Raw genomic sequence first — 26,256 nt, forward strand, 5'->3', positions numbered from 1 at the left:
GGTGCCGAGTGTTGGGGCAAGAGCGCTTTGGTTACTTTCGACTGGGCCGGCATTCCGGCTTTTCGAAAGTGACCCGCCGTAAGGGCGGAACCATAAGCGGCCGTTACCCAAATAACGGATATGTACCCAACCGAACCCAACCCAATTGGTCACCCATTCTTACCCCAAATTGGATATTCCCCCTCCAAGGCCCGATGACTAACCTAGCCATCAATCCCCACTGCCCTGGAGCACCCCCATGCAAACCCGTACCGATTTCTACACCGCCTCCCCAGACGCCATGAAAGCCATGCTCGCCCTGGAAGCCGCCGTCGGCAAGCTGTCCATCGAACTGCCCCTGCTGGAACTGATACGCCTGCGCGTCTCGCAGATTAACGGCTGCGCCTTCTGCCTCGACATGCACACCGCCGACGCCCGCAAAGGCGGTGAAACCGAACGCCGCCTGTACACCGTCTCCGCCTGGCGCGAAACGCCGTTCTTCACCCCGCGTGAACGCGCCGCCCTGGCCTGGGCCGAGAGCCTGACCCTGATCAGCCACACCCACGCCCCGGACGAAGACTTCAACACACTAGCCACTGAGTTCAGCCCGCAGGAGCAGATCGACCTGAGCGTGGCCATCACCACCATCAACAGCTGGAACCGGCTGGCAGTGGGCTTTCGCAAAATGCCAAAGTAAGGCTCAACCTGATTTGAAATAGCCCCGTGGCGTGGTGCCGGTCATTCCCTTGAAGAAGGCAATCAATGCGCTGTCGCTGGCAAAGCCCAGCTCAAAGGCGCAGTAGCCGATACTGCGCCCGGTAGCGAGCAACTCGATGACGCGCATCAAGCGCCACTGCTGGCGCCATTGCTGATACCCCAGGCCGGTTTCCCGCAGGAAGATCCGGCCGATGGTCTTGGTGCTGGCGCCGACCTGCTTTTCCAGTGCTTGCAGCGTGGGCGGCAAGCGTTCGAGATGGGCCAGCAATGGTGCCAGGCGCTTGTCCTGCGGCAAGGGCAGGAGCATGCGTTGCTCGGCCGCACCCTGGATTTCCTCCAGGCACAACGCCAGCAAATGGGCATATCGGCCGGTGTGCCAATTAGTCTCGAAGGGGGCCATGGCCATCGGTTCCAGCACCGCGCGCAACAAGGCGCTCACTTCGATCACCCGAACCTCTGTCGGCAACAGGGTTGCAACGGCCGGGCTTACGTACACCGAGCGGTAATCTACAGCCTTGCTCATCACCGCACGGTGACGCACACCGCAAGGTATCCACGCTGCGCGGGTCGGTGGCAGCAGGCACAGTTGATTGTCCAGGGTAATGCGGGTGCAGCCTTGTTGGGTAAACAACAGTTGACCACGCCGGTGGTGATGCAGGCCGGAGTCGTGGTCGCCGAGAAGGGCGGCTATGCCGATGACGGGAGCCAGGTGGCTGTCAGGGTCGAAGGATGCGTCGGCGGCGAGCCATGCCATGGTCTGTCCGATTTCATGGATAGATTGTCGAAGTCTGGATAATACTCCAGTCCCCGCCGCTTAGAATCCTTCCGCTTGTTTTCCCGTGAAGGTGCGATCCATGACATCTAAAAACGTGTTGGTGCTGGCCGTGGCGTTGCTGATGTTCCCGCAACTGGCCCAAACCCTCTATAGCCCGGCCCTGGGTGATATCGGCCAAGCCTTCGCCGTCGGACCTGAACGGGCCGGGCAGACATTATCGGTGTACTTCCTGGCGTTTGCGTTTGGCGTGGTGGTGTGGGGCCGGTTGTGTGATCGCTGGGGCCGGCGCCCAGTGATGATGGCCGGGCTGGGACTGTATGTCGCCGCCACGCTGTTGGCCTTGAGTGTGAGCACGTTCAACGGTCTGCTGTTGGCCCAGACCATCGCGGCCTTCGGCGCAGCGGTTGGCTCAGTGGCCACGCAGACGCTGTTGCGCGACCGTTTTCACGGCGCGCAGTTGGCCCAGGTGTTTTCCGTGATGGGGATTGCCCTGGCCGCCAGTCCGGCAGTCGGCCTGTTCAGCGGCGCGACCCTGGTGCAGTATTTCGGCTATCGCGGCATGCTCACGGGTTTGCTGCTGACCGCGGCGGGATTGTGGTTCGCCTGCCTGTGGGCCTTGCCCGAGACGCGTCCGGCGTCCCTGCCGACCTCGCCCCTGGGCCAAACCGTGGGCCTGATGCTCCGGGACCCCGGGGTATGGCGTTCCGTTGGCCTGGTGGCGGCGTTCAATATTGCGCTGTTTGGTTACTACAGCGTGGGGCCGTTTATCTTCGCGCGGGTGGGCTTGTCTGCTGCCGAGTTCGGCTACAGCGGTGTGTTGCTCGCGCTTGGATCGGGGCTTGGGGCATGGCTGAACAAAGCCTTGCTCAAGCGTGGCCTGAATGGCGAGCAGTTGGTGCTGGTCGCTGCAGGGGTGGCGCTGTCAGGCGGTCTGTCTGTCCTGATGTTGCAGGACAGCTGGCTATTCGTGGGGCCGATGCTGCTGGTGGTGCTGGCGTTCGGCATGGCGATTCCCAACGTGCTGGGGGCGGCATTGGTGGATTATCAAGACCGCCTTGGCACCGCTGCGGCCGTTTTTGGCTTGCTCTATTACCTGGCGATTGGCGCCGGGTTGACCTTGGTTACCTGGGCTCAGGACCTTGGCTGGAGCCTGTTGACGTGCGGCCTGGCGGCGCTGTGGCTGGCAGCGCCGCGTATGTTCAGAAGTTGACCGAAGCACTCAGTCGCGCCGTCAAGGGCGCGCCCTGGAACAGGTAGTCATCGCCCATGTATTCGCCCGCGTCGCGCCAGTAGCGCTTGTCGAACAGGTTGTCGACGCTCAGGCGGAACACCGTCTCATAGCCGCTCACTTTGGTGGTGTAGCGGCTGCCGACGTTCACCACTGCGTAATCCCCCACCTCCACATTGCCGCTACGGTTGGCGTACTTCTTGGCGCTGTATTGCACGCCGCCGAGTACCGCCAGGCCGTTCACCCAAGGCAATGCATAATCGGCATACACACTGGCGCGCAGCTTGGGCACGTTGATCGCTTGGTGGCCCTCATAGTCCGCAGTCCCGCTGCCGGTCACCCGTGCACGAATCGCCGCCACGCTGGTTGCGATCTGCAGGCGCTCAGTGGCCCAGCCATTGGCCGACAGTTCCAGGCCGGTGTTCTTTTGCTCGCCCTGTTGCACATAGTCGAATTGGCCAGTGCCGTCCGGCTTGGCGTATTGGTAGGCCTGGCGGGTCTGGAATACAGCGGCGGTGAAGCTCATGCGGCGCCAGTCGTATTTCACCCCGGCTTCGATTTGACGTGAGGTGGTGGGGGCCAGGGTTTCGCCGTCGTTGCGGGTCGTCCAAGGTGCCTCACCGCCCAGGGACAGCCCTTTGCTGTAGCTGGTGTACAGCGACACATTTTCCACCGGTTTGTAGATCAACGACGCCTGGGGCAGAAATTCGTATTGTTGGGTATGGCGTTGCTGATTGCCGTTTTGGTCGAAGGCTTTTTCATCCAGGCGCACTTCACGGCCGCCGAGGATGGTTTGCCATTGCTCGTTGAAGCGGATGCGGTCCGTTACGAACAGGCCATATTGGCGGCTGTCGAGACGCCGGTGCTTGTCGTTCAACGGCACGTCGGTGGGGGCGAAGGTCGGGGTGTCGACGTTGATGTTGGCGCTGCCGATGTATTCGTTGACCGACTTGCGCTTGTCGACCACTCGGCGAAATGCGCTGGTGCCAACGGTCAGTTCATGGCCCAGGCTACCGGTGTCGAACAGCCCAGTCATGGCCGCCTGCACTTCGTCGTCACGGCGGGTGTCGTCGGGGCTGCGGTAGTCGTAGATGTCGTAGTCGCCGGTGGGGCTGAAGAAAGCAGTGCCGCAATCGGTCACATAGAAACAGCCATAGGCAAACGAGCTGTAATCATCGATCACCACCTTGCTGCGCGCGGCGCTGACACTGCCTTTCCACTGATCGCTGAAGCGGTACTCAAACTTACCGTTGAGGTTCAGCGAATCAATGCCCACTTGCTTCGACCCGCTCTGGTGGCCCAGCAGTTTTTTCGGCGAAGCATCGTGGGGTACTTGCGTGCCGCCGAGCAGTTGGTAGCCCGGCACCGAACGTTGTTGTTTGTTCTGGTATTCCGCATCCAGTTGTAGAACGGCGTCAGGGCTGATGTTCCAGTCGAACGCCAGGGACACAAAGTCGCGCTGGCCATTGGCGTGTTCCACATAGGAGTTGAGGTCTTCATGGGCCACGTTGGCGCGCAGGCCGAATTGCTGCTCGCTGCCAAACCAGCCGCCCACGTCGGTGGCGATGTAGCCGCTGCCGCGATCGTCGGTGGAGACGGTCACCGAGCGCACGTCTTCCGGGCGCTTGGTCACGTAGTTGATCACGCCGCTCGGCTCGGAAATCCCGCTTTGCAGGCCCGCCAGGCCCTTGAGCACTTCGACCTGCTGCTTGTTTTCCAGGGCGACGTTCTGCTCGCCCGTGATGGTACGCCCGTTGATCTTGTAGCTGCTCGCCGCGTTCAGCGAGAAGCCGCGCACCACGAAGTTTTCGTAATAGCCGATGGGCGCATAGCTGTCGCCCACCGAGGCGTCGTTGCGCAGCACTTCGCTGAGCAAGCGCGCCTGCTGGTCCTTGATCAGCGCAGCGTTGATCACCGTGATCGACGCCGGAGTGTCCAGCAGCGGCGCGTCATCGAAGCCGGCCACCGAGGCGGTTTCACTGCGATAGCCGGACTCTTCCTGGCCCTGGACGTTCACCGCTGGCAGTTCGATTTCAGCCGCCAGGCTGCTGCCGATGCCGCCGCTGAGCAGCAGGCCGAGGGCGAAACGTGAGGAAACGACGGGACGAGAACGCAAAACCATGGGGCAGGGCCTTAAAGCGCGGGCGGGGGGCGCATAAGCTAGGCATAAGCGTGGTCTTTTACAAGTCTGCTGCTACGAGGGCGTAGTGCGCTTCAGGGTTTCGCTCGGCAGTTCCTTGAACAACGCCCGGTAACTGTTGGAAAACCGCCCCAGGTGCCAGAACGACCAATTCATCGCCACCTCGGCCACAGTAGAGTCCGGTGAACCCAGCAACTCACGCCGCGCCCCGTTCAAGCGGCGCAACCTCAGCCATTGCGCCGGGCTCATTCCGGTGTAGGTCTTGAAGCCCTGTTGCAACTGACGCAACGGCACGCCGGCAATGTGCGCCAGTTCCAGCAGGTTGACGGTCTCATCCGGTGCATCCGCCGCCCATTCGCCGATGCGCGCCATCAACCGGCGTTCTTCGCTGCGTCGCTGCAACGAGTGGCGGTCCAGGCACACGCAGGCGTTGTCGAGGATGAACAGGCAATCGTCCAGTAGCTGTTGGGTGAGGGCGTCACGGCTGGCGGGGTCGATTTCGGCGGACAAGCGGGTGAGGGTGCCACTCAGCCAGCGGCTGAACAGCCCATTCTGCTGGCAGGTCAACGGTGCCATGAACAGGCCTTCGAGCTTCGCCACATCCAGCCCATGGCGCTGCACGAATTGCGGCCCGAACACCACCGCCACTTCACGGTAGTTTTCCGGGGTGATCCAGGTGTTGTGGCTTTCGCCGTTGAGCATATACAGCGCGTTATCACTGCCGTCGAAACAGAACGCCAACGAGCCCGGCGGCGCGTTGAAATGCTGCTCCACGCGGGTGTTCATGCACTCTTCGTACACCTCCACACCCTGCAAATCCAGATAGCGGATTCGCCCGGCAAAATGCCCTGGGGACATCTGCTGGTACTGCTGCACCCAACCGGGTGTCGCATTGCATTGAGCGGCCACATCACCGGTGGTGAAGGCCTGTACGCGCAAAGCTGTTGCCTGTGTCATGGGTAACCTGGGCGCACTCTATTGGTGCGTTGTGGTTCGTGCAAAGTGGATAGATGCCGCAGGGGCGGCGCATCAAGATAGACCTCAATGCGCCAGGAGTACAAGCCGGCGCATGCACCCAACCCATGACGAGGTCCTTATGAACGCCCCCTTCGATCAGCTGTCCGCCTGGCTGAAAGAACACAAGATTACCGAAGTCGAATGCGTGATCAGTGATTTGACTGGCATCGCACGCGGCAAGATTGCGCCCACCAACAAGTTCCTGCATGAGCGAGGCATGCGCCTGCCGGAAAGTGTGCTGCTGCAAACGGTAACCGGGGACTTTGTCGACGACGAGATCTACTACGACCTGCTCGACCCGGCCGATATCGACATGGTCTGCCGCCCGGTGTCCAATGCCACGTATGTGGTGCCGTGGGCGATTGAGCCCACTGCGATTGTGATCCATGACACCTTCGACAAGCAGGGCAACCCCGTCGAACTGTCGCCGCGCAACGTGCTGAAGAAGGTCCTGCAGCTCTACACCGATCAGGGTTGGCAGCCGATCGTCGCGCCGGAAATGGAGTTCTACCTGACCCAGCGTTGCGAAGACCCGGACCTGCCGCTGAAAACCCCGATAGGCCGCTCCGGCCGCGCCGAAACCGGGCGTCAGTCGTTTTCCATCGATGCCGCCAACGAATTCGACCCGCTGTTCGAAGATGTCTACGACTGGTGCGAAGCCCAGGGCCTGGACCTCGACACGCTGATCCACGAAGACGGCCCGGCGCAGATGGAAATCAACTTCCGCCACGGCGATGCCCTCGACCTGGCCGACCAGATCACCGTGTTCAAGCGCACCCTGCGCGAGGCCGCGCTCAAGCACAACGTAGCCGCGACCTTTATGGCCAAGCCGGTGGCTGACGAGCCGGGCAGCGCCATGCATCTGCATCAGAGCGTGGTCGACATCGCCACCGGCAAACCAGTGTTCGTCGACGCTGATGGCAACAAGAGCCAACTGTTCCTTCACCACATCGGCGGCTTGCAGAAGTACATCCCCAAGCTGCTGCCGATGTTCGCGCCCAACGTGAACTCGTTCCGCCGCTTCCTGCCGGACACTTCGGCGCCGGTCAACGTCGAGTGGGGCGAAGAAAACCGCACCGTCGGCCTGCGCGTGCCCACCTCCAGCCCCGACGCCATGCGTGTGGAAAACCGCTTGCCCGGCGCCGATGCCAATCCCTACCTGGCGATTGCCGCTAGTCTGCTGTGTGGCTACCTCGGGATGATCGAGCAGATCGAACCCAGTGTGCCGGTGGAAGGTCGCGCCTATGAACGCCGCAACCTGCGCCTGCCGTTCACCCTCGAAGATGCGCTCGCGCGCATGGAGGATTGCGACACGGTCAAGCAGTACCTGGGGGACAAGTTCGTGCGGGGCTACGTGGCGGTCAAACGTGCCGAACACGAGAATTTCAAGCGGGTGATCAGTTCCTGGGAGCGTGAGTTCCTGCTGTTGAGCGTCTAAAAAAACCAAAAAAGGGGTGTCGATATGCGTCTTGTGAAACAGCTTCTCCCGCTGGCCCTGGTGGCCGCGTTCAGCAGTGCCAGCCAGGCGGCGCCGACGGTCAGCGTCTATAACTGGACCGACTATATCGGGGAGACGACCTTGGCCGACTTCCAGGCCAAGACCGGGATCAAGCCGATCTACGACGTGTTCGACTCCAATGAAACCCTGGAGGGCAAGTTGCTCGCCGGGCGCACCGGCTACGACGTGGTGGTGCCGTCCAACCACTTCCTGGCGCGCCAGGTAAAGGCCGGTGCGTTCCTCAAGCTCGACCGCGCGCAACTGCCCAACTTCAAGAACCTCGACCCCAAGTTGCTCAAGCTGTTGGAAAAGAATGACCCAGGCAACGCACACTCGGTGCCGTACCTGTGGGGCACCAATGGCATCGGCTATAACGTCGACAAGGTCAAGCAGGTGCTGGGCATCGACCATATCGATTCATGGGCGGTGCTGTTCGAGCCCGAGAACATCAAGAAACTCAACCAATGCGGCGTGGCCTTCCTCGATTCGGCGGACGAGCTGTTCCCGGCGATCCTCAACTACATGGGCAAGGACCCGCGCAGCGAGAACCCCGAGGACTACAAACAGGCCGAGGCCAAGCTGCTGACGCTGCGGCCGTATATCACGTACTTCCATTCCTCCAAGTACATCTCGGATTTGGCCAACGGTGATATCTGCGTGGCCTTCGGTTATTCCGGCGACGTGTTCCAGGCTGCCAATCGCGCCAAGGAAGCCAAGAATGGGGTGAACATTGCTTATTCGATTCCCAAGGAAGGCTCCAACTTGTGGTTCGACCTGCTGGCGATTCCCGCCGACGCGAGCAACCCGAAAGAAGCCCACGCCTTCATTAACTATCTGCTCGACCCTGAAGTGATCGCCAAGGTCAGCGCCTCGGTGGGGTATGCCAACGCCAACCCGGCCGCCAAGGCTTTCATGGACCCGGAACTGGTGAACAACCCCGAGGTGTACCCGCCGCAGGAAGTGCTCGACAAACTCTACATTTCCACCACGCCGACCCCGGCGACCATGCGCCTGATGACCCGGGCCTGGAGCAAAGTGAAGACCAACAAATGATGCAGTCGACTGACCACGCCCGGTCCTACTACCGGGCCACGGCCAACGCCCTGACGGAGCGCCCCGCATTGGGCAGCGACCTGACCGCCGATGCGTGCGTGATCGGCGGCGGGTTCACTGGCGTGAATACCGCCATCGAACTGGCCCAGCGCGGGCTTTCGGTGATCCTGCTGGAAGCCCGGCGCATCGGCTGGGGCGCCAGCGGGCGCAACGGCGGGCAGTTGATTCGCGGTATCGGCCATGACGTGTCGGGCTTCGCCAAGTACGTTGGCGAGGAGGGCGTGCGTTACCTGGAGCGCGCCGGTATCGATTCGGTGGCGTTGGTGGGCGAGCGTATTCGCGAGCACAACATCGACTGCGACTTGCGCTGGGGCTTTTGCGAGTTGGCCAATACGCCGACGCAGTTCGCGGCGTTCAAAGGTGAGCAGGCGCACTTGGCGGCGATGGGGTATGCCCATGAAACGCGCCTGGTGGGGCCGCAGGATATGCAGCAAGTGGTGGGCTCATTGGTGTATGCCGGCGGCCTGGTGGACATGGGTTCCGGGCACCTTCACCCGTTGAATCTGGTGCTGGGTGAAGCGCAGTTGGCCGAGTCTCTCGGAGTGCGGATCTTCGAGCACACTGAGGTGCTTGAACTGATCCACGGCGACACGGTGCAAGTGCGCTGCTCAGGCGGCACGGTACGCGCCGACCACCTGGTGCTGGCCTGCAATGCCCATCTGGAGGAACTGGAACCGCGCTTGAGCGGCCAAGTGCTCCCGGCGGGCAGCTACATCATCGCCACCGAGCCTTTATCGGAAGAAATGGCCCGCCAGTTGATCCCGCAGAACCTGGCGTTGTGCGACCAGAAAGTCGGCCTGGATTATTACCGATTGTCCGCTGACCGCCGCCTGCTATTCGGCGGCGCCTGCCATTACTCCGGCCGCGATCCGGTGGACATCGCCGCCTATATGCAACCGAAAATGCTCAAGGTGTTCCCGCAACTGGCCCATACCGCCATTGAGTTTCAGTGGGGCGGCAAGATCGGCATTACCGCCAACCGCTTCCCGCAGGTGGGGCGCCTGAAGCAGTACCCGAATGTGTTTTATGCCCAGGGCTATTCCGGGCATGGGTTGAACGTGACGCACTGGTGTGCAAAGTTGCTGGCCGAAGGTATCCACGCCGGCCACAGCACGGGCCTGGATATTTTCAGCCAAGTGCCACACATGACCTTCCCTGGCGGGAAAGCGCTACGCTCGCCGCTGCTGGCGTTGGGGATGTTGTGGTACCGGCTGCGAGAGCTGATCTAACCGACACCACCATTTTAAACGGCGTCAGGCCTCGGGTTCGGTGAGTACCTTGCGGAAGGTTTCTACCAGCGGGCGCAGGTTGATCCGATGCCACGCTGCCCACAATGGTGTGGTGTAGCTCAGCCATGGCAACTCCCGCAACACCACGCCGGGCGGGGCATTGCGGCTCAGGCCTTTTTGTACCATCGCCACGCCCAACCCCGAAGCCACCAAGCCCAACGCGGTAAACGGTTCACCGGCTTCCATGGGGATCTGCGGGGTGAAGCCGGCGCGGATGCAGGCAGCAACAAAGTCGTCAGCTGGATGCGCGCCGGGTTTGCGCTGCACGCCGATCCACTCCTGGTCGGCCAGGTGTTCGGGCAACAGCTCACTCATGTGTACCAAGGGATGATGCTCGGGCAGGGCCAGCAGCATCGGGTCATCCAGCACTTGCCGCGCGATCAGGTCCGGGTCATCGGCGGCCGGTGGTTCGTTCACCAGCGCGATATCCAGGCTGCGTTGGCGCAGACCTTCCAGCTGTTCGAGAGACGGCAGGTTATACAGCTTGATATGCACGGTGGGGCGGTCGTCGCGCAGCACGCGCAGGGCATTGGGTAACACACCGGCATGCATGGCGTTTTCGATGTAGCCGATGCACAGCCCACCTTCTTCGCCACGGCCCAGGCGCTTGCCCAGGGATTCCAGGCGATTGGCGTGGGTCAGCAGCGCTTTGGTTTCAGCCAGGAAGGTCTGGCCGTCACGGGTCAGGCGGATGCGTTGCTGGCTGCGTTCGAACAAGGTCAGGCCCAAACGCTCTTCAAGCTGGGCTATCTGCCGGCTCAGCGGCGACTGCGAGATGTGCAGGCGTTCGGCTGCACGGCCGACGTGTTCTTCTTCGGCGACCACTTCGAAGTAGCGCAGTTGGCGGAGATCGATCATGTTAGACCTACGAGGACTCAAGTTGGTCGCAGTATGTCTTGGACGGTCCGATCTCTGCAATCTAGGATCTGCTCAACGGTCACAGCGACCCCTGAACCCATTGAGGATCCACCATGAGCTTGAAAGATAAACTTCCCGGCCAACTCGGCTTCGGCACTGCACCGCTGGGCAACATGTTCCGCGCCATTCCTGAAAACGAGGCACAGGCCACTGTGGAGGCGGCCTGGAACGCAGGCGTGCGCTATTTCGACACGGCGCCGTTCTACGGCTCGGGCCTCTCGGAAATCCGCCTGGGCCAAGCCCTGTCGCAGTACAACCGTGACGACTTCGTGCTCAGCACCAAGGTCGGCCGGGTGATCCTCGACGAAGTCGAGGACAGCGCCCGTGACCTCGGCGAGAAAAGCGGCGTGTTCGAACACGGCCGCCCGAACAAGATGCTCAACGACTACAGCGCCGATGCCACCTTGCGCTCCATCGAAGACAGCCTGACCCGCCTGAACACCGATCGCCTGGATATCGTGTGGATTCACGACATCGCCCAGGACTTCTACGGCGACCAGTGGCTGGAGTACTTCAACCAGGCCCGTACCGGTGCGTTCAAAGTGCTGACTCGCTTGCGCGAAGAGGGCGTGATCAAGGCCTGGGGCCTGGGCGTGAACCGCGTCGAGCCGTGCGAATTGACCCTGGACCTGACGGAAGCGCAACCCGACGGCTTTTTGCTGGCCGGCCGCTACACTCTGCTGGACCACGATCGCGCCCTGCAACGCCTGATGGACGCGGCTTCGGCCCAGAACGTCGAGATCGTCGTCGGTGGCCCCTACAGCTCGGGCATCCTTGCCGGTGGCGAACACTTCGAATACCAGAAAGCCAGCCAGGCGATCATCAGCAAGGTCGAGCAGATCAAGGCGATTGCCCAGGCGTTCGGCGTCAGTGTGAAAGCCGCCGCGCTGCAATTCTCCCTGGCCCATCCGGCCGTGGCGGCGGTAATTCCCGGTGCCAGCCGTCCGGGCAGGATTGCCGAAGACGTCGCGGCGTTGTCAGAAAAGATTCCGGCAGCCTTCTGGCAGGCCCTGCGCGATGCCCGATTGATTTCGGATCGCGCACCACTGCCGCTTTAACTTCAGGAGTTTCAACCATGAAAATTGATGTAAGCGGCAAAGTAGCGATTGTCAGCGGCAGCACCGCCGGTATTGGCCTGGGCATCAGCCAGGCGCTGGCGCAGTCCGGCGCCACGGTGGTGGTGATCGGGCGTGACGCGGGCAAGGTGGATGACGCCTTGGCGAGCATCCGCCAGGCCGTTCCCGGCGCTGACCTGCGTGGTTTGGTGGCGGATCTCGGTACGGCCGAAGGTGCAGAAAAACTCTTCGCCGCCGAACCGCGTGCCGACATCCTGGTCAACAACCTGGGCATCTTCAACGACGTGGATTTCTTTGAGGCCCCGGACAGCGAGTGGACACGCTTCTATGAGGTCAATGTGATCTCCGGTGTACGCCTGGCGCGGCATTACACGCCGGGTATGGTCGAGCAGGGCTGGGGGCGGGTGATTTTCCTGTCGTCGGAGTCCGGCGTGGCGACCCCGGCGGACATGATCAACTACGGCGTGACCAAGAGCGCCAACCTGGCGGTGTCCCATGGTTTGGCCAAGCGCCTGGCGGGCACCGGTGTGACGGTAAACGCGGTGTTGCCTGGTCCGACCTTTACCGACGGCCTGGAGCAGATGCTCAAGGACGCCACCGCACAATCGGGGCGCAGTGCGCGGGACGAGGCGGATGTGTTTGTGCGTAACGCACGGCCGACCTCGATCATCCAGCGCGCGGCAAATGTGGATGAAGTCGCCAACCTGGTGGCGTACATTGCTTCACCCCTGTCATCTGCCACCACCGGTGCCGCGCTGCGGGTCGACGGTGGTGTGGTCGACAGCATGGCCATCTGAATTGTTTTCTATTTTCTGGAGTAATTAACGTGGCAACAGCGTCTTCTGTGATTGAAATCCCGGTCTCGGCCGATCAGGTCTGGCAATTGGTCGGCGGCTTCAACAGCCTGCCGGACTGGCTGCCGTTCATTGTCAAAAGCGAGCCAAGCGATGGCGGCCGCGTGCGTCACCTGCAAACCGCCGACGGTGGCGTGGTGGTGGAGCGGTTGCAGAGCTTTGATAACGTTGGGCGCACCTACAGCTACACCATCGAGCAGTCACCGTTTCCGGTGAGTGCGTACCTGGCGACATTGCAGGTTGAGGCCTTGACCGAAACGTCGGCGAAAGTCACCTGGTCGGGTGTGTTCACGCCGGCGACGGGGACTACGGATGCGGCGGTGGAGGAATTGTTTGCCGGTGTCTACAGCGGTGGGCTTGAGGCGTTGCGCGCCAATTTCCCGGCCTGAAACTGAACCTGTGGTGACTGGGTTTTGTGGTGATTGGGCGTTTGTGGTGAGCGGGCTTGCCCCGCGCCCTCAAAAATCTTGGGAGCGCTACGCACTCCAGCGCGAGCAAGCCCGCTCACCACAGCAAGCCCGCTCACCGAAGTAAATCTCGACAGCGCAAGCTATTCGGGCATGAGCTGCTGGCGGCATTCCAGGACTAATCTGGCACCGCCTTGTTCACTGGTACCCACTTCCAACTTGAACCCATGCAAGTTGATGATCGCCGCCACAATCGACAAGCCCAACCCGAACCCGCCTTGCTGGTCGCTTTCATCCACGCGATAGAAGCGCTGGAACACTGCGTCACGTTCCGCCGCGGGTATGCCGGGGCCGGAGTCGTGCACTTCAATGCGCGTGCTGCCTGCATCATTGACCCCGCGCAAGATCACTTCGCCGCCCGGTGGGGAGAACTTGATCGAGTTGCTCAACAGGTTGGCCAGGGCTTCGAACAGCAGGGCGCGGTCGCCGGTGATCCACGGCAGGGATTCCGGGGTTTCGAGGCGCAGTTGCAACTCGCCTTCTTCGGCCAGCGGCAGGTAGAAGTCGTGCAACTCGCGCAACAGCGGCAGCGGGTCCATGACCAAAAAGCCGGAGCGACGCTGGTGGTCTTCCAGTTCGGAGATACGCAACAGCCCGCGAAAGCGCGCCATCAGCGTATCGGTTTCGGCAATCGCGTCATCCAGCTTCACCGCGTAGTCCGACTCCGCCTCGGCCTCCTGCTTGATCCGGTACAACTGCGCGCGCAAGCGTGTCAGCGGGGTGCGCAGGTCGTGGGCGATGTTGTCGCACACGCCCTTGACCTCGTTCATCAGCTTCTCGATGCGATCCAGCATGGCGTTGACGATGGCCGCGAGCATGTCCAGTTCGTCGCGTCGGTTCGACAGCGGCAGGCGGTGGGTCAAGTCGCCGGCGACGATGGCTTCGGCGCTGGCCTGGATCCCGCGAATCCGCCGCAACGGGCGTCGACGCAATAAGTGCCAGCCGGCAACACCGGGGATAATCGTCAACGAAAGCGCCCACAGCAGGGCATGCCAGATGATCCGGGTCACGCCAAACAGCGAACCGTTGGCGCGCACCAGCACCAGCCAGCGGCCGTCTTCGGTGTGGGTGGCGACAGCGTCGCAGCTGTCCTTGGGCAACTTGGGGTCGTCGGAGTCGACGCAGTTGACCAGGGCGTGGATCTTGCCGTCCAGCGGCAGGTCCGGCGGCACCGCGCGGATCGGCCCACTGAGCGGGCGGAACTGCTCATCGAACAGGCCGTAGGCGTCCACGCCCTTCATGTCGAAGGTCATGCTGGTGGTCAGGGCTTCCACCAGTTCCTCGCCGTCGAAGCGCTGGAACAGGTGCTGGCGCTGCATCAGCGAATGGCGCGACAGGTCGCCCAGGTAACCCGACACCTCGTAATACAGCACCCCCATGAGGATGCAGCTCCAGGCCACGAACAACGAACTGTACAGCGCCAGCAAGCGGCTGCTGGAAGAGCGCCAGCCTTTAGAGGGGTTCAGCAATGACATAACCGGAACCTCGTACCGTGCGGATCAGCGGCGTGAGGCCCGGTGGGTCGATCTTCTTGCGCAGACGGCCGATGTGCACGTCGATCAGGTTAGTGCCGGGGTCGAAGTGATAGCCCCAGACTTCTTCGAAGATCATCATCCGCGACAGGATCTGCCCGGTGTTGCGCATCAGGAATTCCAGCAACTTGTATTCGGTGGGCAGCAGGCTCAGGGGCTGATCGGCGCGACTGGCTTCGCGGCTGATCAGGTTCAGTTCCAGGTCGGCCACGCGCAGGGCGGTTTCGAACTCCTGGACCGTGCTTTTGCGTCGCAGCAGCACTTCGACGCGGGCGGCCATTTCATCCGAGGCGAACGGCTTGGTGAGGTAGTCATCCCCGCCGGCACGCAGGCCGCGCACACGCTCATCCACGTCGGAGAGGGCGCTGATCATCAGGATCGGCGTCGACACACCAATCGTGCGCAGCGTGGTGACGATGGCCAGGCCATCGAGTTCCGGCAGCATGCGGTCGAGGGTGATCAGGTCGTAATCGCCACTTACAGCGCGGACCAGGCCTTCACGGCCGTTGTCTACCCAATCTACATCCAGTCCATGGCTACTCAGCTCGGCGACGATCTCGCGGGCCGTTACGGCGTCATCCTCGATGGTCAAAATTCGGGTCATGGGATTACCTTTCACACTGGAAGACCGCAATCGCCGGCAAGCCGGCTCCTACAGATGTGCGGGCATTTTGCCAAGAAATGGCTGAACGCTTCCTAAATAAAACTTCATGTTGGCAAAACCGCCACATTGACCTCCGGGAATGCATAAAGCCCGCCTGCCACTGCCGTTTCTTGCAACTTGCATGGTCCTGGGAAGTTCAAGTTATTTAACCTGTTGAAATATATAGATATTTATTTTTGTGGCGACTGGCATGGTGCCTGCACTGTCCCTTTTGAGACTTGTAACACTATTTTTCTGCCTTGGAGCACAACAACAATGATCACATCTTCATCCACGCTGCAAGAGTCGAGCGCGCTCTCCGGGGTTTCCTGGGGGGCGATTTTTGCTGGGGCGGCCGCTGCGGCCGCATTGTCCCTGATCCTGGTGCTGCTGGGCTTCGGCCTGGGCTTTTCGGCGGTATCGCCGTGGGCCGACAGTGGCATCAGTGCCAAAGGGCTTGGCATTTCCACGATTGTCTGGCTGGCGTTTACCCAGATCGTCGCGTCCGGGCTGGGCGGTTATATCGCCGGCCGGTTGCGGGTGAAGTGGGCGAATATGCACGGCGACGAGGTGTACTTCCGCGACACCGCCCATGGTTTCCTGGCCTGGGCTGTGGCCACGCTGATTACTGCGGTACTGGTGGTCGGTTCGGTGAGCAGTGTCGTCAGCGGCGGCGTGAAAGCCGGTGCCAGCGTTGCCGCCGGCGCGGCCAGCGGCATCACCCAAGCCGCTGGCAGTGCTGCCAAGGGCGTCAACGGTGGCGACTTCGACTACTACGTCGACAGCCTGTTTCGCGACGATCGCCCGGCCGCCGTCAGCGATGACGCCGCCCACGGTGTGGTTGCCCGCATCTTCACCCGCACCCTGAGCAACGACGGTCAACTGGCCCCTGAAGACCGTGCCTACCTGGCCCAGTTGATCAGCCAGCGCACCAACCTCAGCCAGGCGGATGCCGAAGCGCGTATCGACAAAGTCTACGGCGACGCCCGCAAAGCGTTGGAAGACGCCAAGCTCAAAGCCAAACAAGCTGCTGATACCGCCGCCAAGGTCGCTGCCTACACGTCGCTGTGGACCTTTGTTGCCCTGTTGATCGGCGCGTTCCTCGCCAGCTTCGCAGCCACCTTTGGCGGTCGCCGTCGCGATGCCGTGGTGTATGTCGAAACCGAACACTTCGTACGTTAATTCAAGGAGAACATCATGCGCTCATTACTGCTTTGGTTCCTCGGTGTGCCTATTCCGGTGATCATCCTGATCGCGATCTTCATGCACTGATTGTTGCGTTACCCAAGCCGCGCCTGAGCAACAGGCGCGGCTTTTTGCTGCAAGGCCAGCCAGCTTGTCACCAGCAACACACTTGCCAGTGCCGTCATCATCACCAACGGTGCCGACGTGCCATCGGATAACAGCCCGGTCGCCCAACTGCTCACAGCCGTCAGGAACATCTGGGTGAAAAAGAACAGCCCGGATGCCGTTCCCGCGATTGCACCATAAGGCTGCAGCACCGACAGCTGACAGGCCGGAATCACCATCCCCACCGACACCATGATCAGCACCATCGGCAGCACGATCGCCAGCCATTCCCCCGGCAGCGCGACAGTCGCCAGCGCGAGAATCCCACTGCCCAGCACGTTCACGGCTATGCCGGCGACGATCAAACGGTCTGCCTCGAAGCGCCGCACCAGCCGACGAAACAGGTTCGCGCCCAGCATGTAGCCGCTGATGGTTGCTGCGAATACCAGTGCGTAAGCAGTCGCGGACAGATGAAACCCCCGTTGTAGCAACGCCGATGACTCGCTGATAAACGGAAAATAGGTGCTGTACACGCAACCGATCGCCACGGAGTAACGCAGGAAGTAGCGGTCACGCAGCAGTTGGCCGTAGACGCGCAACAGCCCACGCGGCGGGGCGGCGGCGACTTCCGGCGGGCGGGTTTCAGGTAAACGGCGATACACGACCAGGCACAGCACAGCTCCGATTACGCCCAGCAGCACGAACAGCCCGCGCCAGTGGATGAACGGCAGCATCAGGCTACCCAGTACCGGCGCGGCCATGGGCGAAATTGCCATGGCCATGGAGATCAGCCCAAGCAGGCGTGCTTGCTCGTTGCGGTCGAAGTAATCGCGCACGATCACACGGCCGATCACGGTGGTGCAACAGCCACCCAAGGCCTGGAACAGTCGGGCGATGATCAACACGGCGATGTTGTCCGCCAGGGCACAAGCTGCCGTGGCGAGGACATACAAAAACAACCCGGCCAGCAACACCGGACGACGACCAAAGCGGTCGGTGAGCGGCCCACTGACCAGCAGCGAAATCGCCGAGCCGAGGGCGTACAGCGTCAGGGTCAGTTGCAGCTGGCTGTCGCTGGTCTGGAAGTAATCGGCCATGGCGGGCAGGGCCGGCAGGTGCATGTCCAAGGTCACGCGTGGCAAGGCGATGAGCACGGTCAGCAGCACCAGCCAGAACCCGGTGGAGAGGGCGCGTTGAGTCATGGGGCGTCTCGATGCAAAGAGTAGAGTCCTGACTCTAGCTGCGTTGTGGTTTAATCATTAGGACCACTTGTGCCTTGTTCGATAGGACCACTATGAGCCGAGGAAAAACCGCATCCGCCCTCGACCTGCCGCGTCCCGACACGCTGGACGCGGGCAAGCAGCAGGGCGCCTACGAAGCCTTGCGCGGTGCGATCCTGAACCGCCAACTGCCGGCGGGCAGCCGCTTGCCCTCCACGCGGAGCCTGGCCGAACGCTGGCGGGTCTCCCGTGGCACGCTGGAAGCCGTGTTCGACCGTCTGCACAGCGAAGGCTACGTGCAGCGGGTCGCCGGGTCCGGCACGCGGGTGTGCGCGGTGATCCCCGAGCAGTTCATCGCCGCGCCGTTGGCCAAGGACATACCCCGTCGGCCTGTGGAGTCTGATCTGCCGGACAGTGGTGTGCAGAGCCATGTGCCCTTTGTCGCACGGCGCCCGGATGCCAGCCTGTTCGATCTGAAGAGCTGGGCCCGCTGTATCACCCGTGGGCTGTTGTCAGTCGGGCCGGGCGTGTTGGAGGCGTCACACCCGGCCGGCCTGCCCGAGTTGCGCGCACAGATCGCCGACTACCTGCGCAGCTATCGCGGTCTGCATTGCGAAGCCGATGAGGTGATTGTCACCACCGGCATCCGCCACGCCCTGGACCTGATCGCGCGCAGCGTGCTCAAGGCCGGCGATAGGGCCTGTGTCGAGGATCCAGGCTACCTGCCGGCACGGCGCCTATTCACGCTGGCTGGCGCCAATGTGCAGGGCATCCCCGTCACCGCCGAGGGCCTCGATACTGCGCAACTTCCCGAGACAGCCCGCTTGGCCTACGTCACCCCGGCGCACCAGGCGCCGCTGGGCATGACGCTGTCGGTGTCCCGTCGCCTGGCGCTGCTGGACTGGGCAGCCCGCGCCAACGCCTGGGTGGTCGAAGACGATTACGACAGCGAGTACAACTACAACACCGCGCCACTGGCGGCGCTCAAGTCCCTGGATTCGGCAGACCGCGTGATCTACTGCGGCAGCTTCAACAAGAACCTGTTCCCCGGTTTGCGCGTGGGCTTCATGGTGGTGCCCAAGGCGTTGCGTCGCGGGCTGTTGCGCACCTTGCAACTCACCGGGCATTCGGTGGGGGCCACTGATCAATTGGGGTTGGTCGAGTTCTTGCGCAGTGGCGCCTTCGTGCGTCACTTGCGTGCCTCGCGCCAGGCGTACCAGGCCCGTCGCGATGCGTTGCTGGAATGCCTGGGCGGGCGCTGCGCGGTCAGTGGCCAGCAGGCAGGGTTGCATTTTGTGTTGTGGTTGCCGGCCGGTGTCGAAGAGGGCGATTTCTGCAACCATGCCGCCGAAGCCGGGTTGACGCTGCAGCCTCTGGGCAAGTTCTGTCACGGCGTGAGCTTGCCGCCGGCGGTGATCATCGGCTACACCGCGTTGACCCTGGCCCAGATCCGCTATCACGGCCGAGTTCTCACGCAATTGTTAATAGCGGCTTAACCCGCGCTTGGCTAGACTCGCGCCCCATGAGCCGCCTTTTGCGTTTAGCCCTGGTCTTGCTGTTGAGCCTCACGCTTCCCCTGACCGGGATGGCGGGTGTGCCGTCGAGCACCGAACCCTGCCCGATGAAGATGTCGGACATGCAGGTGATGACCGACATGAACCCTGACTGCTGCCAGGACGGCGTCGATCACGGCAAGGCCTGCAAACCCGGCCAGGAGTGCAAGACTGGCGGCTTGCTGCAACTCTCCTTGCCGGTGCTCAAGGCGCCGTTGAGCCTGGCGCATCCGCTGCTCGTCAGCACCTCTTCGGATTTCATCCCAGACCGCACGCCGTCCGGCGTCTGGCGCCCACCCCGTTCCTGATTCCTGTTGCACCTCAAGACGCATCCCCTGACCGGGATGGCTTTGCTGTGGGCCGCGTAATGCGGCGCGCAGCGCAACGGAACAGGAATTTTCAACATGAATCCCTTCTACATGCGCGCCCTGGTGGTGGGCGTGCTGGCGTGGCCGGCGTGGGCGAGTGCGCTGACCCTGGACGACGCCCTGCGCCTGGCGCAGAACAACGCACCGTCGCTCGCTGCTGAGTCGGCCAAGTTGCAAGCCGCGACCCAGGCGGCGATCCCGGCTGGCGAACTGCCAGATCCGAAGCTGGTGGTTGGCCTGCAGAACTTCCCCATCGGTGGGCCCAATCGCGGCACGTTGTATGGCGATGACATGACTGAACAAATGATCGGTATCCAACAGCAGGTGCCCAGCCGCGACAAGCGCAAGGCGCGTATCGAGCTGGCCGATGCCACGGTGGAGCGCACCGCGGCCGAAGGTCGGATCGAGCGCCTGAACGTGCGCCAGGCCACGGCCCAAGCCTGGATCCGTGCCTATGCGGTGGAACGCAAGGAGGCCTTGTTCAAGGACTTCTATCAGCAGAACCGCCTGCTGCAAGACAGCGTGCGTGCGCAATTGGCCGGTGGTCGCGGCCAGCCCTCGGATGCGGTGTTACCACGACAGGAAGCCGCCGAACTGGCCGGACGCGAAGATGAACTGGTCCAGCAACGCGCCCAGGCCCGCGCGGCGCTCAAGCGCTGGATCGGCCCAGCCGCCAATGAAGCACCCAGCGGCCAGTTGCCCAACTGGGCCATCGACGGGCGTTACAACTTGCATCAACACCCTGAACTGCAAGCTTTTGTGCCGCGCACCCGCGAGGCCGAAGCGCGGTTGCGCGAAGCCAAGGCGCAAAAGACTTCGGACTGGAGTTGGGAAGTGGACTACCAGCACCGTGGCCGTGAATACGGCGATATGGTCAGCCTGCAATTGAGTTTCGACCTGCCGATCTTCCCCGGTCGCCGGCAAAACCCCGGGATCGCCGCTAAGCAAGCCGAGCTGGATCAGCTGGATGCCGAGCGCGACGCGGTCACCCGCGAACACACCCAGCAACTGGATGATGACCTCGCGCAATACCAGCGTCTGGACCGCGCCGTGCAGCGCAGCCAGGACAGCCTGGTGCCCCTGGCCGAAGAGAAGGTCGCGCTGAGCTTGGCCGGTTATCGCGCTGGCAAGGGTGACTTGCTCAACCTGGTCGGCGCCCGACGTGAGCTGGTCGAAGCCCGTTTCAAACAGATCGATGCCCTCGAGCAACGTGCCCTGGTTGGCGCGCAGCTGTATTTCGCCTACGGAGAAGCCTCCCATGATTAATCGACTCCTCGCGGTGGCGCTGTTGGGCGGTGGCCTGGGCGCCGGTTACTGGCTGGCGCAGGCACCAGCGCCCGTCGCGGCCATGGCCGACAAATCGGCGCTGTACTGGTATGACCCCATGTACCCGCAGCAGAAATTCGACAAACCCGGCAAGTCGCCTTTCATGGACATGCAATTGGTGCCGCGTTATGCCGAAGGCGCTGCAGACAGCGCCGCTGTGCAGATCGACCCCCGTGTGGCGCAGAACCTCGGTGTGCGCCTGGCAACGGTCACCCGTGGCGTGTTGGCGTCCACGCTGGAGCTGTCTGGCATCCTCGCCTTCAACGAGCGCGACGTCGCCGTGGTACAGGCGCGGGCGGGCGGCTTTGTCGAGCGCGTGTATGACCGCGCGCCAGGGGATGTACTCAAGGCTGGCGCGCCTCTGGCTGACCTGTTGGTACCCGAATGGGTGGCGGCCCAGGAAGAGTTCCTGGCCTTGCGCCGTAGCGCGGATGCGCGTCTGTTGGCGGCTGCGCGCCAGCGTTTGCGCCTTAGCGGTATGCCCGCCGGGTTGATCGCGCAGATGGAGCGAAGCGGCCGTGTGCAATCGGTATTGACCGTCGCCAGCCCCATCGGCGGCGTGGTGCAAACCCTCGACGTGCGCGAAGGCATGACGATGGCGGTGGGGCAGACCCTGGCGCGCATCAATGGCCTGGATCGCCTGTGGTTGCAGGTTGCTGTGCCGCAATCTCAAGGTGCGGCCCTGGCTGTGGGGCAGGCGGTGGAAAGCCGCTTTGTCGGGCTGCCGGGGCAAGTCGTCAAGGGCGCCGTCAGTGCCATTCTGCCGGCGATTGCCGGCGACAGCCGTACCGTGCAGGTTCGCGTTGAACTGCCCAATGCCGATGGCACCTTGCGCCCCGGCATGACGGCCCAAGTGCGTCTGGCGCAATCCTCCGCGCTATCCGTGTTGCAGGTGCCCAGCGAAGCGTTGATCCGTACCGGTAAACGCACGTTGGTGATGCTGGCCGAGGAGGGCGGGCATTACCGCCCGGTGGACGTCGAGGTCGGCGCTGAAAGCCAGGAGATGACGCTGATCCGCAGCGGTTTGCAGGAAGGCCAGCAGGTGGTCGCGTCCGGTCAATTCCTGCTGGATTCTGAAGCCAGTTTGCGCGGGATTATCCAACCATGATCGCCTTATTGATTCGTTGGTCAGTCGCCAACCGTTTTCTGGTATTGCTCGCGACGTTGTTTGTCACGGCTTGGGGCGTCTGGGCGGTGCAAAACACGCCGGTCGATGCACTGCCGGACCTCTCCGATGTGCAGGTGATCATCCGCACGCCGTATCCCGGCCAGGCGCCGCAGATCGTGGAAAACCAGGTCACCTACCCGATGACCACCACCATGCTTTCGGTGCCGGGCGCCAAGACCGTGCGCGGGTTTTCCTTTTTCGGCGACAGTTACGTCTATGTGCTGTTCGACGAAGGCACCGACCTCTATTGGGCGCGTTCGCGGGTGCTGGAATACCTCAGCCAGTTGCAGGCGCGCTTGCCCGCATCGGCCAAGCCAGCGCTGGGTCCGGACGCCACTGGCGTCGGCTGGATCTACCAGTACGCACTGGTGGACCGCAGCGGCCAGCATGACCTGGCGCAGTTGCGCGCCTTGCAGGATTGGTTCCTCAAGTTCGAACTCAAGACCCTGCCCAATGTGGCCGAAGTCGCGACCATCGGTGGCCAGGTCAAGCAGTACCAGGTGCAGCTCGATCCGCTGGCCCTGGCCAATCGCGGCATTACCCAGGCGCAGGTGGTGGAGGCCATCGGCAAAGCCAACCAGGAAACCGGCGGCTCGGTGCTGAACATGGGCGAGTCCGAGTACATGGTGCGGGCGTCCGGCTACCTCAAGTCGCTGCAGGATTTTCGCGGGATTCCCTTGCGGCTGGACGCGAATAATGTGCCCGTTACGCTTGGCGACGTGGCAACCATTCAGTTGGGCCCGGACCTGCGTCGGGGCGTCAGCGAGCTGGACGGCGAAGGCGAGGCGGTGGGCGGTGTAGTGATCCTGCGCAGTGGCAAGAATGCCCGTGAAGCCATCGCTGCGGTCAAGACCAAGCTGGAACAACTGAAAAGCAGCCTGCCGACCGGCGTGGAGATCGTCACCACCTACGACCGCAGCAAACTCATCGACCGCGCCGTGGACAACCTCAGCCACAAGCTGCTGGAAGAGTTCGTGGTGGTGGCGCTGGTCTGCGGGATTTTCCTATGGCACCTGCGTTCATCCCTGGTGGCGATCATCTCGCTACCGGTGGGGGTGTTGATCGCGTTTATCGTCATGCGCTTCCAGGGCATCAACGCCAACATCATGTCCCTGGGCGGCATCGCGATTGCCATCGGCGCGATGGTCGATGCGGCGGTGGTGATGATCGAAAACGCCCACAAGAAAATCGAAGCCTGGCACCACGCCAATCCGGGTCGTGAACTCAAGGGCGAAGACCACTGGCAGGTCATGACCGACGCGGCGGTCGAGGTCGGCCCGGCGCTGTTTTTCTGTCTGTTGATCATCACCTTGTCGTTCATTCCGGTGTTCACCTTGCAGGCCCAGGAAGGTCGCTTGTTCGGCCCGCTGGCCTACACCAAGACCTACGCCATGGCGGCCGCCGCCGGTTTGTCGGTGACCTTGATCCCGGTGCTGATGGGCTACTGGATTCGTGGACGCATTCCGGATGAGCAGCGTAACCCGCTCAATCGCGGCCTGATCAAGCTCTACCAGCCTGCGCTGGAGGCGGTGCTGCGTCGGCCGCGCCTGACCCTGGTGGTAGCGTTGCTGGTGGTCGCCAGCGCGGTGTGGCCGATCTCGAAACTGGGCGGTGAATTTTTGCCGCCGCTGGACGAAGGGGACTTGCTGTACATGCCTTCGGCACTGCCGGGGCTGTCGACGCAAACGGCGGGTGAGTTGCTGCAACGCACCGACCGGCTGATCAAGACCGTACCCGAAGTCGCACACGTGTTCGGCAAGGCCGGTCGCGCTGAAACCGCCACTGACCCGGCTCCGCTGGAAATGTTCGAGACCACTATCGAGTTCAAGCCCCGTGACCAATGGCGCCCCGGCATGACCCCGGACAAACTGGTGAAGGAGCTCGACCGCGTGGTGCAGGTGCCGGGGCTGACCAATATCTGGATTCCGCCGATTCGCAACCGCATCGACATGCTTGCCACCGGCGTGAAAAGCCCGGTCGGCGTGAAGGTGGCCGGTACCAGCCTGATGCAGATCGACGCGGTGACCCAGGCGGTGGAAAAGGTCGCCAAGGGCGTGCCGGGCGTCAGTTCGGCCTTGGCCGAACGCTTGACCGGCGGGCGTTACATCGACGTGGATATCGACCGGGCAGCGGCCGCGCAATACGGACTGAACATCGCCGATGTGCAGTCGATTGTGTCGGGTGCCATCGGCGGGGAAACCATTGGCGAAACCGTGGAAGGCTTGGCGCGCTTCCCGATCAGCCTGCGCTATCCAAAGGAATGGCGCGACTCGGTGACGGCCTTGGCAAACTTGCCAATCTACACGCCGTCAGGCAGTCAAATCACCCTGGGCACGGTGGCCAAGGTCAAGGTGAGCGACGGTCCGCCGATGCTCAAGAGCGAAAACGCCCGGCCTTCCGGCTGGGTCTACATCGATGTGCGCGACCGCGACCTGGCATCGGTGGTGAAGGATCTGCGCGCGGCAATCAACCAGCAGGTGCATCTGCAACCGGGCATGAGCCTCAGCTATTCGGGGCAGTTCGAATTCCTGGAACGGGCCAATCAGCGCCTGAAACTGGTGGTGCCGGCGACTTTGCTGATCATCTTCGTGCTGCTGTACCTGACCTTCCGCCGGGCGGACGAAGCGCTGCTGATCCTGGCGACTTTGCCGTTCGCACTGACGGGCGGGGTGTGGTTGCTTTACTGGCTGGGCTTCAACTTGTCGGTGGCCACGGGCGTGGGGTTTATCGCGCTGGCCGGTGTGTCGGCGGAGTTCGGCGTGATCATGCTGCTGTACCTGAAAAACGCCTGGGTTGATCGCAAGGATGGGGATCTGCTGGCCGCCATCACCGAAGGCGCGGTGCTACGGGTACGGCCCAAGGCGATGACGGTGGCGGTGATCATCGCCGGCCTGCTGCCGATCCTGCTGGACGACGGCACTGGCAGCGAAGTGATGAGCCGCATCGCCGCGCCGATGATCGGCGGGATGCTCACGGCGCCGTTGTTGTCGCTGTTTGTGATTCCGGCGGCCTATCGGTTGATGCTCAGTCGTCGAAGCCGACCTGCTCATGAATCTCATCCACCTTCAACTCCAACCGGTACGCCACCGCAATAAACAACGCCTGGCACAGGCACAGGGTGGCGCTCAACGAGCGGAAGGCAAACGACGAGCCTTCATTCACCAACAGCACCGCGTTCGCCCGCTTGGCCAGGGGCGACAGGTTGCTGTCGGTGATGATCAGGGTCTTGGCCTGGTGGTGCTGGGCGATGCGCAGGCAGTGCTGGGTCTCTTTGCCGTAGGGCGTAAAGCTGATGGCGATCACCAGGTCATTGGCGCGCACGCTGCGCATCTGCTCGCGGTAGCTGCCGCCCAGGCCTGAGATCAGGTGGATGCGCTTGTTGGTGTGCTGCAGGTTGTAGACCAGGTAATCGGCCACTGCAAAAGAGCGGCGCACGCCGACTACGTAGATATTGTCGGCATTCACTACCAGGTCCACGGCTTTGTCGAACGCGACATCATCCAGCTCCAGCCCCAGGCGCTCGATACCGGACAAGGTCGCGTTGACGCATTCGCGCGCCAGGTCGCCGCCGCTGGCCTTCTGCGACTTGTTGGCGATCATGCTGCGGATGCGTTGCTGGTAGTTCTGCACCGGCGTGGTCTTGTGGGTGTAGGCCTCGCGGAACAACGCCTGCATCTCACTGAAGCCACTGAACCCGAAGCGTTGCGAGAAGCGCACGATGGCCGACGGGTGCACCTCGCACTCGCGGGCGATGTCGCTGATGCGGTCGACCATGATCCGGTCGCTCTGTTGGCTCATGTAGCTGGCGATGCGCTTGAGCTGGCGCGGCAGGCTCTCGTATTCGTCGGTGATCAGCTGCAACAGGCGCTCGGCATTGATCGGAGGGCTGGCGATAGTGTCTTCCAGGGTGGTCTCGGGATCGGTGCGGGACATGGGAAATCCTTCTGGCGTTTTTGTCTGTTGCGCTGATGGGTGGCGCAAGTCTACAGGGTAGGCGCAAAAAAATACCCCGGCATCACGGCCGGCGTGGCCTGCTGAAACGATGCACTGTAGTGGGACTGGCTCTGTACAAGCTTAATGGAAAA

The 26,256-nt window shown here is 62.4% G+C and carries 22 protein-coding genes; 14 read left to right on the forward strand and 8 right to left on the reverse strand.

The window, feature by feature from the left end:
• The first annotated feature begins 238 nt into the window (after positions 1-238).
• The gene (locus tag EJ576_RS28725) at positions 239-676 is read left to right on the forward strand and encodes a carboxymuconolactone decarboxylase family protein (RefSeq protein WP_028615837.1); all 438 of its coding nucleotides are present in this window, start codon (positions 239-241) and stop codon (positions 674-676) included.
• 3 nt (positions 677-679) lie between these two features.
• On the opposite strand, the gene EJ576_RS28730 is transcribed toward EJ576_RS28725, so the two are convergent.
• Positions 680-1,450 carry a helix-turn-helix domain-containing protein gene (locus EJ576_RS28730; RefSeq protein WP_126571685.1) on the reverse strand — a complete coding sequence of 257 codons (771 nt, stop codon included), beginning with the start codon at positions 1,448-1,450 and terminating at the stop codon, positions 680-682.
• A 100-nt stretch (positions 1,451-1,550) separates the two neighbouring features.
• On the opposite strand from EJ576_RS28730, the gene EJ576_RS28735 reads away from it, so the two are divergent.
• Complete coding sequence (locus tag EJ576_RS28735; RefSeq protein ID WP_126571686.1) at positions 1,551-2,681, forward strand: MFS transporter; 1,131 nt, start codon at positions 1,551-1,553, stop codon at positions 2,679-2,681.
• Here the strand turns inward: EJ576_RS28735 and EJ576_RS28740 are convergent.
• Complete coding sequence (locus EJ576_RS28740) at positions 2,671-4,821, reverse strand: TonB-dependent siderophore receptor (protein ID WP_126571687.1); 2,151 nt, start codon at positions 4,819-4,821, stop codon at positions 2,671-2,673. The two genes, EJ576_RS28735 and EJ576_RS28740, sit on opposite strands and share 11 nt — an antisense overlap.
• Positions 4,822-4,893: 72 nt before the next feature.
• On the reverse strand, positions 4,894-5,796 hold the full coding sequence (locus tag EJ576_RS28745) for a helix-turn-helix domain-containing protein (protein ID WP_122727574.1): 903 nt from the start codon (positions 5,794-5,796) through the stop codon (positions 4,894-4,896).
• Between the two features lie 139 nt (positions 5,797-5,935).
• On the opposite strand from EJ576_RS28745, the gene EJ576_RS28750 reads away from it, so the two are divergent.
• From EJ576_RS28750 to EJ576_RS28760, 3 genes are read left to right on the forward strand one after another with little or no spacing between them, the layout of a single operon-like run.
• The gene (locus EJ576_RS28750; protein ID WP_126571688.1) at positions 5,936-7,294 is read left to right on the forward strand and encodes a glutamine synthetase family protein; all 1,359 of its coding nucleotides are present in this window, start codon (positions 5,936-5,938) and stop codon (positions 7,292-7,294) included.
• Positions 7,295-7,318: 24 nt separating this feature from the next.
• Positions 7,319-8,407, forward strand: coding sequence for a polyamine ABC transporter substrate-binding protein (locus tag EJ576_RS28755; RefSeq protein ID WP_028615843.1), 1,089 nt, complete (start codon positions 7,319-7,321; stop codon positions 8,405-8,407).
• Positions 8,404-9,696 (forward strand): FAD-binding oxidoreductase, encoded by a 1,293-nt coding sequence (locus tag EJ576_RS28760; protein WP_126571689.1) that lies wholly within the window; start codon positions 8,404-8,406, stop codon positions 9,694-9,696. Before EJ576_RS28755 ends, EJ576_RS28760 begins: the two co-directional genes overlap by 4 nt.
• 24 nt (positions 9,697-9,720) lie before the next feature.
• On the opposite strand, the gene EJ576_RS28765 is transcribed toward EJ576_RS28760, so the two are convergent.
• Positions 9,721-10,614: a LysR substrate-binding domain-containing protein gene (locus EJ576_RS28765; protein WP_126571690.1), complete on the reverse strand. Its 894-nt coding sequence runs from the start codon at positions 10,612-10,614 to the stop codon at positions 9,721-9,723.
• Positions 10,615-10,727: 113 nt separating this feature from the next.
• Between EJ576_RS28765 and EJ576_RS28770 the strand changes: the two genes are divergently transcribed.
• Genes EJ576_RS28770 through EJ576_RS28780 form a run of 3 tightly spaced genes read left to right on the forward strand, consistent with a single transcriptional unit; the run spans position 10,728 to position 12,993 of the window.
• The gene (locus EJ576_RS28770; protein WP_122727584.1) at positions 10,728-11,732 is read left to right on the forward strand and encodes an aldo/keto reductase; all 1,005 of its coding nucleotides are present in this window, start codon (positions 10,728-10,730) and stop codon (positions 11,730-11,732) included.
• A 17-nt stretch (positions 11,733-11,749) separates the two neighbouring features.
• On the forward strand, positions 11,750-12,547 hold the full coding sequence (locus EJ576_RS28775; RefSeq protein WP_016975578.1) for an SDR family NAD(P)-dependent oxidoreductase: 798 nt from the start codon (positions 11,750-11,752) through the stop codon (positions 12,545-12,547).
• A 29-nt stretch (positions 12,548-12,576) separates the two neighbouring features.
• Positions 12,577-12,993, forward strand: coding sequence for an SRPBCC family protein (locus tag EJ576_RS28780; protein ID WP_126571691.1), 417 nt, complete (start codon positions 12,577-12,579; stop codon positions 12,991-12,993).
• Between the two features lie 161 nt (positions 12,994-13,154).
• On the opposite strand, the gene EJ576_RS28785 is transcribed toward EJ576_RS28780, so the two are convergent.
• Positions 13,155-14,546, reverse strand: coding sequence for a HAMP domain-containing sensor histidine kinase (locus EJ576_RS28785; protein ID WP_028615849.1), 1,392 nt, complete (start codon positions 14,544-14,546; stop codon positions 13,155-13,157).
• Positions 14,524-15,207: a response regulator transcription factor gene (locus EJ576_RS28790; RefSeq protein ID WP_010211030.1), complete on the reverse strand. Its 684-nt coding sequence runs from the start codon at positions 15,205-15,207 to the stop codon at positions 14,524-14,526. The genes EJ576_RS28785 and EJ576_RS28790 overlap by 23 nt, the downstream gene beginning before the upstream one ends.
• 315 nt (positions 15,208-15,522) lie before the next feature.
• On the opposite strand from EJ576_RS28790, the gene EJ576_RS28795 reads away from it, so the two are divergent.
• The gene (locus tag EJ576_RS28795) at positions 15,523-16,428 is read left to right on the forward strand and encodes a hypothetical protein (RefSeq protein WP_126571692.1); all 906 of its coding nucleotides are present in this window, start codon (positions 15,523-15,525) and stop codon (positions 16,426-16,428) included.
• Between the two features lie 98 nt (positions 16,429-16,526).
• On the opposite strand, the gene EJ576_RS28800 is transcribed toward EJ576_RS28795, so the two are convergent.
• The gene (locus EJ576_RS28800) at positions 16,527-17,738 is read right to left on the reverse strand and encodes a multidrug effflux MFS transporter (protein WP_126571693.1); all 1,212 of its coding nucleotides are present in this window, start codon (positions 17,736-17,738) and stop codon (positions 16,527-16,529) included.
• Between the two features lie 92 nt (positions 17,739-17,830).
• Between EJ576_RS28800 and EJ576_RS28805 the strand changes: the two genes are divergently transcribed.
• The 5 genes from EJ576_RS28805 (at position 17,831) to EJ576_RS28825 (ending at position 25,266) form a co-directional block, all read left to right on the forward strand.
• A complete protein-coding gene (locus tag EJ576_RS28805; RefSeq protein WP_126571694.1) occupies positions 17,831-19,252 on the forward strand; it encodes a PLP-dependent aminotransferase family protein in 1,422 nt (473 codons plus the stop codon).
• Positions 19,253-19,278: 26 nt separating this feature from the next.
• Positions 19,279-19,617 carry a hypothetical protein gene (locus EJ576_RS28810; RefSeq protein WP_126571695.1) on the forward strand — a complete coding sequence of 113 codons (339 nt, stop codon included), beginning with the start codon at positions 19,279-19,281 and terminating at the stop codon, positions 19,615-19,617.
• Positions 19,618-19,713: 96 nt separating this feature from the next.
• Positions 19,714-20,943 carry a TolC family protein gene (locus EJ576_RS28815; RefSeq protein ID WP_126571696.1) on the forward strand — a complete coding sequence of 410 codons (1,230 nt, stop codon included), beginning with the start codon at positions 19,714-19,716 and terminating at the stop codon, positions 20,941-20,943.
• Positions 20,936-22,111, forward strand: a complete 1,176-nt coding sequence (locus EJ576_RS28820) for an efflux RND transporter periplasmic adaptor subunit (protein ID WP_126571697.1) — start codon at positions 20,936-20,938, stop codon at positions 22,109-22,111. The genes EJ576_RS28815 and EJ576_RS28820 overlap by 8 nt, the downstream gene beginning before the upstream one ends.
• Positions 22,108-25,266, forward strand: a complete 3,159-nt coding sequence (locus EJ576_RS28825; protein ID WP_126571698.1) for an efflux RND transporter permease subunit — start codon at positions 22,108-22,110, stop codon at positions 25,264-25,266. Before EJ576_RS28820 ends, EJ576_RS28825 begins: the two co-directional genes overlap by 4 nt.
• On the opposite strand, the gene EJ576_RS28830 is transcribed toward EJ576_RS28825, so the two are convergent.
• Entirely contained in the window at positions 25,196-26,104 is a 909-nt protein-coding gene (locus tag EJ576_RS28830) for a MurR/RpiR family transcriptional regulator (protein ID WP_010211026.1), read from the reverse strand. The two genes, EJ576_RS28825 and EJ576_RS28830, sit on opposite strands and share 71 nt — an antisense overlap.
• Positions 26,105-26,256: the final 152 nt, after the last annotated feature.

Source organism: Pseudomonas sp. C 49-2, from assembly GCF_003970195.1.
GTDB classification, from domain to species: Bacteria; Pseudomonadota; Gammaproteobacteria; order Pseudomonadales; family Pseudomonadaceae; genus Aquipseudomonas; species Aquipseudomonas canadensis.

What these genes read in the sequence shown, in the direction of transcription:
- EJ576_RS28725 (WP_028615837.1), top strand. Translation starts at nt 239, where the DNA reads ATGCAAACCCGTACCGATTTCTACACCGCCTCCCCAGACGCCATGAAA.
- EJ576_RS28730 (WP_126571685.1), bottom strand. Translation starts at nt 1,450, where the DNA reads ATGGCATGGCTCGCCGCCGACGCATCCTTCGACCCTGACAGCCACCTG.
- EJ576_RS28735 (WP_126571686.1), top strand. Translation starts at nt 1,551, where the DNA reads ATGACATCTAAAAACGTGTTGGTGCTGGCCGTGGCGTTGCTGATGTTC.
- EJ576_RS28740 (WP_126571687.1), bottom strand. Translation starts at nt 4,821, where the DNA reads ATGGTTTTGCGTTCTCGTCCCGTCGTTTCCTCACGTTTCGCCCTCGGC.
- EJ576_RS28745 (WP_122727574.1), bottom strand. Translation starts at nt 5,796, where the DNA reads ATGACACAGGCAACAGCTTTGCGCGTACAGGCCTTCACCACCGGTGAT.
- EJ576_RS28750 (WP_126571688.1), top strand. Translation starts at nt 5,936, where the DNA reads ATGAACGCCCCCTTCGATCAGCTGTCCGCCTGGCTGAAAGAACACAAG.
- EJ576_RS28755 (WP_028615843.1), top strand. Translation starts at nt 7,319, where the DNA reads ATGCGTCTTGTGAAACAGCTTCTCCCGCTGGCCCTGGTGGCCGCGTTC.
- EJ576_RS28760 (WP_126571689.1), top strand. Translation starts at nt 8,404, where the DNA reads ATGATGCAGTCGACTGACCACGCCCGGTCCTACTACCGGGCCACGGCC.
- EJ576_RS28765 (WP_126571690.1), bottom strand. Translation starts at nt 10,614, where the DNA reads ATGATCGATCTCCGCCAACTGCGCTACTTCGAAGTGGTCGCCGAAGAA.
- EJ576_RS28770 (WP_122727584.1), top strand. Translation starts at nt 10,728, where the DNA reads ATGAGCTTGAAAGATAAACTTCCCGGCCAACTCGGCTTCGGCACTGCA.
- EJ576_RS28775 (WP_016975578.1), top strand. Translation starts at nt 11,750, where the DNA reads ATGAAAATTGATGTAAGCGGCAAAGTAGCGATTGTCAGCGGCAGCACC.
- EJ576_RS28785 (WP_028615849.1), bottom strand. Translation starts at nt 14,546, where the DNA reads ATGTCATTGCTGAACCCCTCTAAAGGCTGGCGCTCTTCCAGCAGCCGC.
- EJ576_RS28790 (WP_010211030.1), bottom strand. Translation starts at nt 15,207, where the DNA reads ATGACCCGAATTTTGACCATCGAGGATGACGCCGTAACGGCCCGCGAG.
- EJ576_RS28795 (WP_126571692.1), top strand. Translation starts at nt 15,523, where the DNA reads ATGATCACATCTTCATCCACGCTGCAAGAGTCGAGCGCGCTCTCCGGG.
- EJ576_RS28800 (WP_126571693.1), bottom strand. Translation starts at nt 17,738, where the DNA reads ATGACTCAACGCGCCCTCTCCACCGGGTTCTGGCTGGTGCTGCTGACC.
- EJ576_RS28805 (WP_126571694.1), top strand. Translation starts at nt 17,831, where the DNA reads ATGAGCCGAGGAAAAACCGCATCCGCCCTCGACCTGCCGCGTCCCGAC.
- EJ576_RS28810 (WP_126571695.1), top strand. Translation starts at nt 19,279, where the DNA reads ATGAGCCGCCTTTTGCGTTTAGCCCTGGTCTTGCTGTTGAGCCTCACG.
- EJ576_RS28815 (WP_126571696.1), top strand. Translation starts at nt 19,714, where the DNA reads ATGAATCCCTTCTACATGCGCGCCCTGGTGGTGGGCGTGCTGGCGTGG.
- EJ576_RS28820 (WP_126571697.1), top strand. Translation starts at nt 20,936, where the DNA reads ATGATTAATCGACTCCTCGCGGTGGCGCTGTTGGGCGGTGGCCTGGGC.
- EJ576_RS28825 (WP_126571698.1), top strand. Translation starts at nt 22,108, where the DNA reads ATGATCGCCTTATTGATTCGTTGGTCAGTCGCCAACCGTTTTCTGGTA.
- EJ576_RS28830 (WP_010211026.1), bottom strand. Translation starts at nt 26,104, where the DNA reads ATGTCCCGCACCGATCCCGAGACCACCCTGGAAGACACTATCGCCAGC.